Raw genomic sequence first — 14,748 nt, forward strand, 5'->3', positions numbered from 1 at the left:
CCGTGTGCCGCGAGCCACGGTTTTTTTTATGTTTTTGCAGATGCGGAGGGATGTATATATGCTATTGGTTAAAATACAGCAAGCAGCAAAGGATTGGAACGGCGAGACGGTGTTCAAAAACGTCAGCTTTGATATACGACAGGGAGAACGACTTGCCTTATTCGGCAGGAACGGTGTCGGCAAAACGACCTTATTGCAAGCCATCACAGGACGAATCGCTCTGGATGAAGGACAGATTCAGCGGCCCCTTCCCCTAGAGCAATGGGGATGGCTGGATCAGCAGCAGGAGCAAGCAAACCATCTATCTCTTCTAGGCACAGTGCTCTACTGCTCCTATCCGGAGCGCTACCAGCTTAAGCAAGAGCTTGAAGCGTCCATGAACAGGATGGGGGTGAGCGAGTCGAATGCTGAGGAGCTTGCCACTTACAGCTTGCTGATGGATCGGTATACAGTATGCAACGGCTATGAGTGGGAGCGGGGTGCGGAGCTTGCGCTTCGACAGCTTCAGCTCGGACCGGAGCTGTGGACTCAGCCGTATGCCAGCCTGAGCGGAGGGCAGAAGACGAAAGCTCAGCTTGCCGCCCTGCTGCTAAGGGAGCCGAAGCTGCTGCTGCTCGATGAGCCGACCAACCATTTGGATTCAGCATCTCTGCTATGGCTGGAGGAATGGATCGTCTCGTATAAAGGGACGATTCTCTACGTGTCGCATGACCGGATGTTCATAGATCGTACCGCTACTGCGGTGATCGAATTGACTAGAGAAGGCGCCAAGAAATATGAGGGCGGCTATTCGGATTATCGAAGTGCCAAAGATGTGGAGCTGCGAACGATTGAGGCACAGCACAGAAAGCAAGAGCTGGAGCGGGAGAAGCTGCTGGAGAGCATTCGCATGTACGCGCAGTGGTTCCAGCAAGCGCACAAATCGGCGGGACAAAACGACTTCCTGCGATCCAAATCCAAAAAGAACGTCTCCAGGCTCCATGCCAAGGAGTCGGCTCTTCACCGGCTGGAGGAGAAAGGCGTTCATTTGCCGCGCGAGGAAGCGCAGCTCCATATGAAGCTGGAAGCCGAAGCGTTCGAAGCATCCCATCTGATCCGTATGGAAGGGGTCAGCTTCGCTTATGCGGAGCGCAAGCCACTCCTGAAGCAGTTCAATATGAATGTAGGAAGAGGCGAGCGTGTAGCGGTCATTGGCCCGAATGGAGCTGGCAAGTCTACGCTTGCCAAGCTGGCGATCGGTACCCTGAGTCCTTCCGAAGGTTCGGTAACCCGACATCCTCAGGCGCAGATCGGCTATTTCGAGCAGGAGCTTAGCCGAATGAATGCCGATCAGACGCTGCTCGGCAGTCTGCTGGAGCTGCCAGGCATGACCCAGTCGCATGCGCGAACGATATTGGCATGCTTCCTATTCCGTAAGGAGGAAGTATTCAAACGTATTGGCGATTTGAGTATGGGTGAGAAATGCCGAGTCGCATTTCTGCGATTGTTTTTCGGCAAATGCAATTTGCTGGTGCTGGATGAGCCAACGAACTATTTGGACATTGACACAAGGGAGAGGGTAGAGGAAGCGCTGGAGCAATATCCGGGCACGGTGCTGCTCATTACGCATGACCGGTATTTGACGAAAAGGCTGGCCACATCGCTCGTTGTGATGGAGGGTAACGCCCTGCCCTATGTATTCGCCGGGACCTTCGATGAATATGAGGCAAGTCAGCGGCTCAGAGCCATGTCCGCCGAGCAATTGCAGAGGGAGTATGAATGCGACAGGCTGAAGCTGCGGCTCGCGCAGCTGATGGGGATGGAGCGTCTGGAGTCGGAGGAAGAAGATCGCGCACTTATGCAGGAGATTCGCAGCGTCAAGCTGCAATTGGAGCAATTGGATAACTAATCGGTATGGCGGCGAACGATCTAATCCTTCAACAGACGGTATAAATGGTCCACAGAGCGCATAGCATATTCCTGTCTGACCAGTTTGCCGTTGCGAAGCACGATTAGGCAAGGAACGCTGCTGATACGCCATTCTTCTCTTAAGCGCGGCGTAAAGTTGATGTTGGTTTTATAGAGCGGGTAGTCTAGGCCGACCGCCTCGGCAATCTCCAGCATACGTTCCGCGACCTTGCAGGTGCCGCACATTGGTGTTGTGAACAGAATAGCTGCGCGAGCGATATCGGCGTGATTCAATAGTAGCAGTTCTTTTTCGGCAAGCTCTTGAAGAGGCAATTCATTCTGCTCCTTTCCGTCATGCGGTTCATGTTTTCCCATCATAACAAATTTTTTATTTTTTTTCGAAAAAAAAAGTGGAACCTTTTGAAACGCTGTCCCGTATAGATCACATGTAAACCGAATATCCATGAACTTTATACTCCAAAGGGGAGTAGCTCATACAGTAAAGTCGTCATGACGAGAATAACCTTCTCCGGCTTTATTGGCAGCGCGCGAAGCATGCGCTGTTTGCGAGACCTTTGTCTAGTGTTTATTTACACTTAGGCAAAGGTCTTTTTGTGTTCATGGACTCGTGAGGTTAGGGAATAACTAATTGTAGGAGGAATGGTAATGGATTTAGGATTATTATTGGAGTATGGATGGGTGCTGCTCGTACTCATCGCGCTGGAAGGCTTGCTTGCAGCGGATAATGCGCTGGTGCTGGCGATTATGGTGAAGCACTTGCCGGAGAAGGAGCGGAAGAAAGCTCTGTTCTACGGACTCGCGGGCGCCTTTGTATTCCGATTCGCCTCGTTGTTCGCCATTTCGTTCCTCGTAGACGTATGGCAAGTGCAAGCGATTGGCGCGTTGTACCTGTTATTTATTGCACTCAATCATATTTTCCGAAAGCTTATTGTCAAGAAAGGCGAAGATTCAGCGGATAAGAATGCGGGCAAGGAAACGAAGAAAAGCGGTTTTTGGATGACCGTATTCAAGGTCGAGGTTGCGGATATCGCATTTGCGATTGACTCTATTCTGGCAGCCGTTGCGCTGGCAGTTGCATTGCCTACGACGAATTTGCCGAAGATCGGCGGCATGGACGGCGGACATTTCATCGTCATCTTCCTTGGCGGGTTTATCGGACTTCTTATTATGCGTTTTGCGGCAACCTTGTTCGTCAAGCTCCTGGAAAGCAGACCTGGACTCGAGATCGCGGCATTCTGTATTGTCGGCTGGGTTGGTGTCAAGCTGGCAGTCCACACGCTCGCGCATCCGTCCATCCATGTGATCTCACATGACTTCGCAGAGTCTACGGGCTGGAAGCTGACGTTCTATGCGGTTCTGATTCTAATCGCAGTTGTGGGCTGGTTTTTGTCCGGAAGTAAAGACAAGGAATCGGTCAAAGCGGTATAATGGTATCCACTTAAAGGTTAGTGGAGGAGATTTCGGTTGGCACAGTTATATTACAAATACGGGACGATGAACAGCGGCAAATCGTTCGAGATTATTAAGGTAGCGCATAACTACGAGGAGCAGGGCAAGCCGGTGCTTATTTATTCGCCCGCTGTCGGTGCCAGAGAAAGCGTCTATCGCGTCGGCTCGCGAGTCGGCTTCGAGCGTGAGGCGATTCCTGTAGGGGAGTCGACCAATCTGTTCGACAATGTGAAGGAGCAAGTTGCCGCTTCCGGAAGGATTTATTGCATACTGATCGACGAAGCGCAATTTCTGATGCGGCATCATATTTTGGAGCTGACGCGCGTTGTCGATGAGCTCAACATTCCGGTGATGGCCTTTGGCCTCAAGAATGACTTCCGGAACGAGCTGTTTGAAGGCAGCTACAATCTGCTGGTTCATGCGGACAAAATCGAGGAGATCAAGACGATCTGCTGGTATTGCGACCGCAAGGCGACAATGGTGATCCGGTTCCGCGACGGACAGCCCGTCAATTCCGGCGAGCAGATTCAGATCGGCGGGAACGAGGATTATAAGCCGGTTTGCCGAAGATGCTATAATCAGGCATTCCAAAATCCAAATCAATAGCATTTCGCAAAAATGGCACAGGTCATCATAAAAATGAAGCCTATAAACACCCTCCTTTCAATTTTATACTTGTAGAGAATCCCGAATTTTGTCCTTGCCCATCTACAACTGGACAAGCTTGGGAGAACCTACAAGGGTTGAGGAGGGTTTTTGCAATGGGAAGAAAGGTTAGGAGACTGCTATCATCCTTTCTGGCACTCACGCTGGTAACGGGGCTGTTCGCCGCCGCAGGAGCACCATCTGCGGAAGCGGCTGCAGCTGGTCTGCCTGTTTATCTGAATCCGGCGAAGAGCGTGGATGAGAGAGCGGCGGATCTGCTCGGCAGGATGACAATGGAAGAAAAGGCGGGTCAAATGATCCAGCCGGAGAAATCAAATATTACTCCGCAAGAGGTTAAGCAATATTTTATCGGTTCGGTGCTAAGCGGCGGCGGATCGTTCCCGAACGGAAGACAAGCTGACAGCACGGAGGCAAAGTGGCGTGAGCTGACAGACAGCCTTCAGGACGGAGCGCTGTCGACAAGACTTGGCATTCCGCTGTTGTATGGCGTGGATGCGGTCCACGGGCATAACAATGTGCTGGGCGCAACGCTGTTCCCGCACAATATTGGCCTCGGAGCGGCCAACAATCCTGCTTTGATGCAGCAAATCGGACAGGCTACCGCGAAGGAGATGCGCGCGACAGGCACGAACTGGGATTTTGCGCCGACAATCGCAGCGCCGCAAGACATTCGCTGGGGCAGAACGTATGAAGGCTTCAGCTCGGACCCGGACAGAACAGGCGCGCTTGGCGCGGCGTTTATTGAGGGGCTTCAGGGCAAGACAGATGCCGAGAGACGAAACCCTCTTAGAGCCGTGGGCACGGCGAAACATTTTATCGGCGAGGGCTTCACGGATAACGGCAAAAACCAAGGCGACACAACGAAATATACAGAGGAAGAAATTTTGGCCCATGATCTGAACATGTACAAAGAAGCCATTGCGGCTGGCGTACAGACGGTCATGGCTTCCTACCACAGCATTGCAGGACTCAAGATGCATGCCAACCAGCGATTGCTGACGGATGTGCTGAAGGGCGAGCTCGGCTTCAAAGGGTTTGTCATATCTGATTACAACGCTATTCAGCAAATTTCCAGAGATCAGGATGGCAATGCTGTAAGCGGTCTCAAAAATCAGGTTCGCGTGTCTGTGAACGCGGGCGTGGATATGTTCATGCTGACGGGTGACTGGAAGAACGCGTTGAATCATCTGATCGCGCTGGTGAATGAAGGCGCTATCACGGAGGAACGGCTGGACGATGCCGTCCTTCGCATTCTGAAGGTTAAGATGGCTTCGGGTCTGTTCGAGTATCCGAAGGCGGACAAGGATTTGGCAGGCAGTGTGGGGGCAGCGGCGCATCGCAACATCGCGCGTCAGGCTGTTGCAGAATCGCTGGTTCTGCTGAAAAACGACAAGGTGAACGGAACGCCGATACTGGCGCAGCTACCGAACATGAACAAGCTTTATGTTGCGGGCAAGAGCGCGGATGACATCGGCATTCAGTCTGGCGGCTGGTCGATTACATGGCAGGGCGCGCCGGGCAAGATTACAGAAGGCACGACGATTCTGAAAGGCATCCGCGATGCGGCTGGCACTTCGAAGACGGTGACGTACAACAAGCACGGACGCGGCGCAGCAGGCCATGACGTCGCGATTGTCGTCATTGGCGAGACGCCGTATGCGGAATCTGACGGCGACCGTACAGCGCTGGATCTGGATGAAGTTGATCGAGAGACGCTGCGCAACATTCGCGAATCCGATCCGAACATTCCGATTGTCGTTGTGCTCGTAAGCGGTCGTCCGATGACGATCAGCGAGCAGCTTGGCGATTGGCAAGGCCTTGTGGCGGCATGGCTTCCGGGTACGGAAGGCCGCGGCGTAGCGGATGTGCTGCTTGGCAGCAAGGACTTCAAGGGAACGAATCCGATTGAATGGCCATTCTACGTAAGCGCGAGCTATCCGCTTACTAAGGACAGCGACAACTTGCTGTTCGATGTCGGATACGGTCTTAAGCGCGGTGAAGAAACGCCGGAGCTGCCGGAGGCGCCTGCATTGCCTATGCCGCAATCGGAGAGCATTCCGGGCAAGATCGAAGCGGAAGCTTTCTCGGCGAAGAGCAACGGGCTGAATACCGAGACGACGCAGGATGAAGGCGGCGGACTGAATGTCGGCTGGACATCCGCAGGCGCTTGGCTGGATTACCGGGTGAACGTCGAGGAGCCGGGCACGTACAAGGCGGCATTCCGCTATGCGGGCAATGGCGGCGCAACGGGCATCCGCGTCAAGACAGAAGATGGCGCGACAGCAGGTACGCTGAATGTCGGTTCAACAGGCGGCTGGCAGAACTGGGCAACGACTGAAGTGCAGGATATCGTGCTGCCGAAGGGCGGCGTGCAGACGCTGCGTCTGGAGTTCGTCGCAGGCGATATCAACTTCAACTGGGTAGAGTTCACACGTACAGGAGATGTTCCTGCTGGCGGTGGCGGCGGAACCGATCCGGTAGGCAACGAAGGAACTGGCGACCTTATCGTCGCTAACGGCGTGGAGTCGTGGATCTCCACAGAGCGCGATGCTGCGGACCGGAAATGGTATTACGGTGACCGCTACCAGCCGGGCGACAAGAAGCTGGAGCCGGGTGCTAATCTGGATCTTAGACTGCCGGATGGCGGAGCTGTGACAGAGATTGCTCTTAACCCGGATAAGACGTATCAATCGATGATGGGCATCGGATCGTCCATGGAAGAGTCGACCATTTATAATTTGATGAAAATGTCCCCGAGCAAGCAAGATGAGCTGCTCAGAAAGCTTGTGCATCCAGAGGAAGGCATCGGCATGAGCCTGATCCGTCTGACGATCGGCACATCCGACTTTACGGCGCAGAAGTTCTATTCCTACAATGATATGCCGCCGGGACAAACGGATGAGGATCTGGAACATTTCTCGATTCAGAAGGATATCGATTTGGGTATTATCCCGACGGTTAAGAAGATTCAGCAGATTAATCCGGATATCAAATTTTTTGCGTCTCCATGGAGTCCGCCAGGCTGGATGAAGACGACGGACAGCATGATCAGAGGTCAAGTGAAGGAAGAGTACTTGCCGCTTGTAGCCAAATACTATGAGAAGTTCCTGGTGGCTTACGCGGAGCAAGGCATTTACTTCGAAGGCATGACGCTTCAGAACGAGCCGCTGCTGGAAATTGATTATCCAAGTACGGCGATGTCCTGGCAGCAGACGTCCAGACTCGCCAAGCTGCTGAGAGAGAGACTGGATGCGAACAGCAATCCGCGCATTCAATCCGTGAAGCTCTGGATGTTCGATCACAACCCGGGCGACACAATGGCATTCCCTGCGCTGGTGCTTGGTGACGAGCTGGAAGGCGCGTACGACGCAGTGGAAGGAACGGCGTTCCATGACTATGGCGGCGAGCTGTCCATGATGAGCGTGCTGCAAGAGATGTTCCCTGAGAAAAGCGTATACCTGACAGAGAGAGCGGTATGGGGAACAACAGGCGCAGACCGGATCGCGCAATACTTCCGCAACTATGCAAGAAGCTATAACAGCTGGGTAACGATGCTCGACAGCGATATCGCGACCCACCAGTGGGTAGGCATCCCTGATCCGACGCCAGTCATTCAGGATTCCTCGAATCCGGATCATTACTGGATCTTGCCGGAGTACTATCTGATGGGTCACTACACCAAGTTCGTGAAGCCGGGTTACGTCCGTATTGACAGCAACTACGGCTCCGCATCGACGGTGACGAACGTGGCTTTTGCAAGTCCGGACGGCAAGGAGATCGTAACGGTAGTCATCAACCGTACGGCCGATCCGCAGCCGTTCAAGATTCTGGTGGATGGTCTGCAGATGAACGCGACGCTTCCGGCTAAGTCCGTGGCCACATACCGCTTCGACCGCGCTCAAGGGCTTCAGCCGAAGACTGAAGTTGCGGCCAGCGCATTCGCATCGGCAGAAGGCCAATACGTCGTTCAAGAGGATGCCATCGGCGGCTTCTCCGAGACGGATCAAGCAGCTTTCCATTATGTAACGGAAGTGAAGGAAGGCGGAACATACTACGCGGATATTGAATATATCGGCTCGCCGAAAGAAGCGGGGCTTCAGATCGGCACGGGCGAAGCGATTGCGCTTGTGCAGGATACAGGCGGCAATCCCGCGAAGGTTCGCAGTCTGATCGATCTTCAGGCTGGCAAGCAGTTGCTGACGCTGAATGCCGGAGGCAGCGGCTACATCATCCGCAGCATCTCGTTGAGCGGAGCGGATTCAGGCATGACTACGCTGCCAGGATTGATCGAAGGCAGCCGCTATAGCCATGCTTGCGGAGTAGTCACGCAAGGAACTTCGTTAGCAGGCGCCGACCAGGACGACTGGGTGGAATACACTGTCTTCGCTTCGGGTGCAGGCGACTATGGCGTAACCTATCAGTACGCTGCTCCAGAGGATGGGGGCGAGCTTAAGGTTACCGTCAATGAGGAAGAGCAATCTGTTGTTGCGCTGCCAGCGACAACCGGCGCTTCTGGCCGGGCTGCAGGCACGGTTACGCTTGAAGATGGAATCAACAAGATTCGCCTGGATGTCTCGGGTACGGTTAGCCGCCTTGACTTCGTGGCAATCGGAGCGGCACTTGTACCAGAGCAGCAGCCGATCACAGAAGGCAGCGAAGCGGGGGGTAAAATTACCGTACATCTGCTTAACGGTGTCTATGCGGCAGATTTGAATAAAGACAACTGGTCCATCATCGGCCTGGATGGCATTACAGTAGCGAGTGTAGAGAGAGAGGATGATACGACTGCGGTCGTTAGGTTTGCAGGCGCAGCCGTAGAAGATTACGATTCCGACCGTACGGCCTTGCTTTCCGCAGCTTCGGATGAAGTGGACGGAGCAGCGGGAACATCGCTAACAGCGTCCATTCTGTTCACAGCTGTGAATGATCCGGAGTCCATCTCCGTAACTCCTGCACAAGTGGGTTATGATGCGGACGGCAAAGAAATCGTACTAACGATTAGCGGCGGCAAGCTGCTGGCCGATCATGTAGATGCGATCACCGTATCGGGCCCTGCTGTTGACCGCGGCGGCGTATCCCTTGCTTCCGCCGAGTGGGTATCGGCAACGCAGGTGAAGCTGAAGCTGGCATGGAACGGCACGACTTATTATGATGATCTTCAGTTGAACGTTCATGTTCCGGTCTTGGCGTATGGCGATTCTTCGGGAGGCAGCGAACTGACTGCCCGCACTGTTCTAACAGGAACGGTCAACGTGACAGATCCGATCGGCTTGCTTGATCTGAACGCGCTTGATCACTTCCATAGCATGAAGGGACTTACGGTATCCGGTTCCGGAGCAACGAGCCGATTCACCGGCATTGATGGAGGAGACTACGCGGAGTATCTGGTTGACGTGCCTGAGAGCGGCCGCTACATTGCGGAACTGACTGTAACGTCCAACTCCCAAGCCTATAACGGAATCGTATGGCAGACGAATGGCGGAGCGGACAAAACCGCTGTAACTGTGCCGAATCTGTACAACCAGGTTGTGCAAATGCGTACGGAGCTGCAGCTGACGAAAGGTGAGCAGCGCATCCGACTGGCTGCGGGAGCAGGAAACTATGAGCTGAGAGGCATCAAGTTCGAGAAGCTTGCCGTGCCGGTGACAGATGCAGAGAACGGAACGTTGAAGGTAGAAGCAGAGACGTATATAAGCGCAAGCAGCGCAGCGGTTCAGACGAATAATGCCGGAGAGGCGAACGAATTCCGGAATATCGGCTTTACCGTAGCTGGCGGCCATGTCGATTATGCTGTAAATATTGGAGAAGGCGGCTACTACAAAGTCGTCTACCGTTACGCCACTCCGCAGTCGGGCGTCAGAATGACGATCGGCAACGCGGGGGGTGCATCGTACGGAACCGTACCGTTCGGAGGAACGGGCGGATGGGACAGCTATCAGGAAGTCTCCCATGTGGTACAGCTTCCTTCAGGCGTGCAGACGCTTAGACTGAACTTTGTCGGTGAAGGAGCGAACCTGGATTGGTTCTCCCTTGAGCCGTCTGAGCCGGTCCAGGAAATCGGCGGCACCGTTGCCTTGCCGAAAGCATCGCTTAAGGTTGGCGCCTACAACGGTTCGCGCAGCGTAACGCTGAGCTCCGCCACTGAAGGAGCTGCGATCTACTACACGCTGGATGGCAGCCTGCCAAGCAAGGACAATGGCGAGAAATACAGCAGAGCGATCGCGATGAGCGGGCTAACCGTTATCCGCGCAATCGCGGTGAAGGATGGCATGCAAGACAGCTTTATCGCACCGTTCACGTATCAAATATCGCCAAGTACAAGCGGTGGAGAAGTTATCACGCCGCCCGTAACGGAAGAGCCGGAAGTGGTGGACGGCAAAGAAATTACAGCTCCTGCGCCTGTAGTGGATGAGGCTACCGGCATCGCGACGACTGCAATTACAGCAGCGGCGCTGGAAGACGCTTTGTCTGACGGAACATCCGGCATTGTACAGCGCATTACGATTCGTGTGCCAGAGGCCGATGGAGCGAAGGGCTATGAAGTGGAATTGCCGAAGGACAGCATCTCGCACAGCGGACTGAATTACTATCTGATTATCGTGACGCCGACGGGAACGATTGAATTGCCTAGCCATATGGTGGGCCAAGCTGCCGTTGCCGAAGCGAAGAAGCTATCTATTATTATTCGGGAAGCTGATAGAACAGGCTTGAGTGACGAGTTGAAAGCGCAAATCGGCTCGCGTCCAGTCGTAGAGCTGCATCTGGCTATCGATGGCGTTCCGGTTCCTTGGAGCAACCCGGATGCACCGGTTTATGTATCGGTACCTTATCAGCTGACCGAGCAAGAGAGCGGAAATAGCGAATGGCTGACGGTCTGGTACATCGACAACGAGAGCGCAGCGCATGCCGTCCCAAGCGGCAAATACGCGGCCGCCTCGAAGGCAGTCACATTCACAACATCGCATTTCAGCTCATTCGGAGTTGTCTATGTCGAGAAGAGCTTCAGCGATCTGCAGCGTTATGTATGGGCGAAGCATGAGATCGAAGTGATGGCGGCCAAGGGCGTCATTAACGGCATCTCGGAGCAAGCTTATGCACCTGAACGCCAAGTGAAGCGCGCAGACTTCCTGCTGCTGCTTGCCAGAGCGCTTGGATGGGAAGCGAAAGCCAATGTGGAGGGAATGATCGGCTTCTCCGACGTTTCCGAAGAAGATTACTACTATGATGCTGTGCTTGCTGCCAGGGCTCTTGGCATCGTAACCGGCCGTGCGGACGGGACGTTCGATCCGGGCGCGTCCATTACGAGACAAGAGATGATGGCGATGACAGCCAGAGCGCTTGCAGTATCCGGCAAGTCGCTTAAGGGCGGGGATGCTTCCCTGCTGGAGGGCTTCTCCGACCTGGGCAAGTTGGCCTCGTATGCGAAGGAAAGCGCATCGATCCTGCTGGCGAATGATATTGTAAAGGGCAGCGATGGCAAGCTGAATCCGCTGGGCCATACGACCCGCGCCGAAGCCGCTGTCATCGTGTACCGCATTTATAACAAATAAGCTTCTTTTATCATGAACATCCGCCGTGTGAGGACAACCTCCGCGGCGGCTTTTCATTAGGTACGGTTTCTGATAGGGACACTCTCATCAATCAACATCAATAGGATGCAAAAAGGGGGTTAATAAAGTGCAATGCACTCCGCGTCCAGATCGGGTATAGTATCTCAGATCGAAAACGCTGCTGAACGAATGATTGTCAGAAAGTACATGACACGGTCCGCCTTGCATCAGCAGGAAAACGCTTTCTTCCAGTCGAAGAAAGAGGCAACCGATTATACCCGCGAACCGGGAGCAGGAGGAGACTATGCCGCTCAAAGGAATCAGCATTCGCTTCCGTCTCATGCTGCTGATGATTTGCTTGACGACGCTGCCTGTCATAACGGTCACATGGCAAGCGACGAACAATACAAGAGATTCGGTAGAGAAGGAGATGCTCGACGCCAACGAATCCCGCATGATGTGGGCCAGCCAATACTTGACCGAGCTCATTCAGCAGGTGGATACGCTGTTCTATTCCCTTCATATTCAGACGGAATTAATCGAGGGCTTGTCCGCCGCAGACGAGCTGGAGGCAGGGGAGCGGTATCAGCTGCAGAATGGGCTGTTCGGCACCTTGAATACCGCCTTTTATTCGTTTTCCCGCAAAATCGATCAACTGACCTTATACCTCCATGCTACGGGGAGAGCCTATACGGTTCACTTCGCTACCAGTGGAATGGTTCATTCGCTCGATATCGGGCAGGGGCCTTGGAGCCGGATGCTGACAGAGCCGGTCGGCATTTATTTCAAGTCATCAGGCGATTCACTCAGCGCCTATCATTCTATGAATGAATTTTTGGGGCAAGCGCTTGTAGGGGGGATAGCTGTACGAATCAACGACCGGGTGTGGGAGCAGGCGTCTATCATTTTGCAATCGGAGCCCGAAAGCTTAATCTATCTCATCAATGACGAAGGGGAGCTGCTGCCCGGGTCCTCTATGACTGCTTTAACGGAGGAACTGAAAGAAAGCCTGCTTGCGATGGAGATCGAGCCGGCTTCTGTGTCCTTCACAAGGACGGCGAACTATTATTTATTTGCCAAACGTGTCGGTAACGGCCAACTGGATGTGATCAAAGCGATTCCGGCAGCGACCGTGAACCAAAGCGCTCAAAAAACGATGACAGTCGGTCTATGGACAGGAGCTTTGTTCACAGCCGTATCGATTCTATTGTCTATTATTGTATCGCTGCGGATCAGCAGGCCGATCGTGAGTCTCGCCAAGACGATGCGCAAGTCGCATATTCACGATTTCGAGATGAAATCCGTGCAAAGCAAGGATGAAATCGGCTTGCTTGAGGCGGGGTACAACTTTATGATGGGCCGCATCAAGGCGCTGATCGAAAATGAATACCAGCATGAAATCGAAGTGAAAAATGCGCAATTGATTGCTCTGCAAGCCCAGATCAATCCTCATTTCCTGAACAATACGCTTCATATGATTGGAGGAATGGCGCTTGCCAAGGGAGCGCCGGAGATATATCGCATTACGCATGTAATCGGCGACCTGCTTCGTTACTCCATCCGCTCAGATGACGACCAGACGGTGAACCTTAGCGAGGAGCTTGCGCATACCGCCAACTACTTGTTCATTCAGGAACAGCGGTTTATCGGCCGGTGTACGGTTGAGCTGGCTGCCCAGGAGGAAGCCGGAGATGTGCGTATCCCCAAGTTCACGCTGCAGCCGATAGTAGAAAATGCATTTGAGCACGGGCTTCAGCGAAAAGAAGGGAAGTGGCGTCTGGATGTGCGTATTCGCATAATTGGAGAACGGCTCATGATCATCGTGAAGGATGAGGGACTCGGCATGAGCCCAACCAAGCTGGCGGAGCTGAGAGCAGAGCTGGATGGAAGGGAGCGTGAGCCATATTCACCGGCAGGAGATCCGGCAGAGAGGAAAGGAATCGGCCTTCAGAATGTTCATGCACGCCTGCAGCTGCGGTATGGCAAGCCCTACGGCGTACGGTTGTTCAGTCACAGCGGACAAGGGACGATGGTTGTGCTGACCATGCCCGTCACCCGAAGCAGCCGGATGCGGAACAATCCATAGAAAGGGGGAAGAGACATGCATAAGGTGCTAATCATCGATGACGAGCCATGGTCCAGAGAAGTGGTGAAGGCGCTCGGCCAGTGGTCCCGTCTGGAGCTTCGCATCATCGGCGAGGCGGAGGATGGCAACGAAGGGCTGCGCAAGATTGCGGAGCTTCAGCCCGACATTGTCATAACGGACATGCGCATGCCCGGTACGGACGGGGCGGAGCTGCTTCAGGCGATGCATGAACGTTATCCGAAGCTGAAAATCATCGTCATGAGCGGATATGATGACTTTGTCTACTTGAAGCAAGCGATCCGCTCCAAAGCGGTGGAATATTTGCTGAAGCCGATCAAGCCGGAGGAGCTGGACGCTGCTCTTGCGCAGAGCAAGGCGGAGCTTGTGCGGTCAGAGAAGCCTGTGTGGAGGGAGCTTGCGCCCTTATTCGCAAGCGGTGCCGACATGCAGCGATACGGGGATATGCGGGAGCGTATCTATACGTATCTGATGGAGCTGAATAAAGAAGCGGCTGCGGCGACTTGCGACAAGCTGCTTAAGGACATAGGCGAGAATGGCACAGAGCTGGGAGCGGGCAGCGTGCTTCGCATTGCCAACGATCTTATGCTGATGCTGGAGCAATTTCTGTCGGAGCAGGAGCTGTCGCTTGCGGCGCTGCTGCCAGGGGAGGACGCGCGTATCGGCCAAGATCAGGAGCCCGGAGGAGCGCTGAAGGAGGTTGGCGTGTTGTACGGGAAGGCGATCGCTGCGCTGCTTCAGCTCAGACAATCGCGGAATCGGCTGGACATGGCCGATGTGAAGCAATATGTCGATGCCCATTACCCGAACCCGATCTCGCTGGAATCCGTTGCCGGACAGTTTCTGGTCAGCAAGGAGCATCTCAGCCGGATGTTTAAGACATCCGTTGGAGAGAATCTGACAGACTATATCGTCCGGCGGCGAATGGAGAAGGCTAGAGGTCTGATTGCCGATGAGGGCATGTCGATCAAGCACGCTGCACAGCTGGCCGGCTACGAGGATATCTCCTATTTCTACCGGGTATTCAAGAAGCATTTTGGCATGCCCCCCGGACAGCTTCGCCGGGACTAG

7 protein-coding genes are annotated in these 14,748 nt (G+C 54.0%); 6 read left to right on the top strand and 1 reads right to left on the bottom strand.

Annotated elements, in window-relative coordinates:
* Positions 1–58: 58 nt before the first annotated feature.
* Positions 59–1,888, top strand: a complete 1,830-nt coding sequence (gene abc-f / locus AC0YNW_RS11620; RefSeq protein WP_475832079.1) for a ribosomal protection-like ABC-F family protein — start codon at positions 59–61, stop codon at positions 1,886–1,888.
* Positions 1,889–1,908: 20 nt separating this feature from the next.
* Here the strand turns inward: abc-f and AC0YNW_RS11625 are convergent, their stop codons facing one another.
* The gene (locus AC0YNW_RS11625; RefSeq protein ID WP_475832080.1) at positions 1,909–2,265 is read right to left on the bottom strand and encodes a thioredoxin family protein; all 357 of its coding nucleotides are present in this window, start codon (positions 2,263–2,265) and stop codon (positions 1,909–1,911) included.
* 288 nt (positions 2,266–2,553) lie between these two features.
* On the opposite strand from AC0YNW_RS11625, the gene AC0YNW_RS11630 reads away from it, so the two are divergent.
* The 5 genes from AC0YNW_RS11630 to AC0YNW_RS11650 all read left to right on the top strand — a co-directional run bounded on the left by AC0YNW_RS11630 (position 2,554) and on the right by AC0YNW_RS11650 (position 14,748).
* On the top strand, positions 2,554–3,336 hold the full coding sequence (locus AC0YNW_RS11630) for a TerC family protein (protein WP_387469305.1): 783 nt from the start codon (positions 2,554–2,556) through the stop codon (positions 3,334–3,336).
* 36 nt (positions 3,337–3,372) lie between these two features.
* Positions 3,373–3,963, top strand: a complete 591-nt coding sequence (locus AC0YNW_RS11635; RefSeq protein WP_475832081.1) for a thymidine kinase — start codon at positions 3,373–3,375, stop codon at positions 3,961–3,963.
* Between the two features lie 155 nt (positions 3,964–4,118).
* Positions 4,119–11,573 (top strand): glycoside hydrolase family 3 N-terminal domain-containing protein, encoded by a 7,455-nt coding sequence (locus tag AC0YNW_RS11640; RefSeq protein WP_475832082.1) that lies wholly within the window; start codon positions 4,119–4,121, stop codon positions 11,571–11,573.
* A gap of 304 nt (positions 11,574–11,877) precedes the next feature.
* Positions 11,878–13,659, top strand: coding sequence for a sensor histidine kinase (locus AC0YNW_RS11645; protein ID WP_475832083.1), 1,782 nt, complete (start codon positions 11,878–11,880; stop codon positions 13,657–13,659).
* Positions 13,660–13,674: 15 nt separating this feature from the next.
* A complete protein-coding gene (locus AC0YNW_RS11650; protein WP_475832084.1) occupies positions 13,675–14,748 on the top strand; it encodes a response regulator in 1,074 nt (357 codons plus the stop codon).

This window comes from Paenibacillus sp. J31R120 (genome assembly GCF_056269225.1).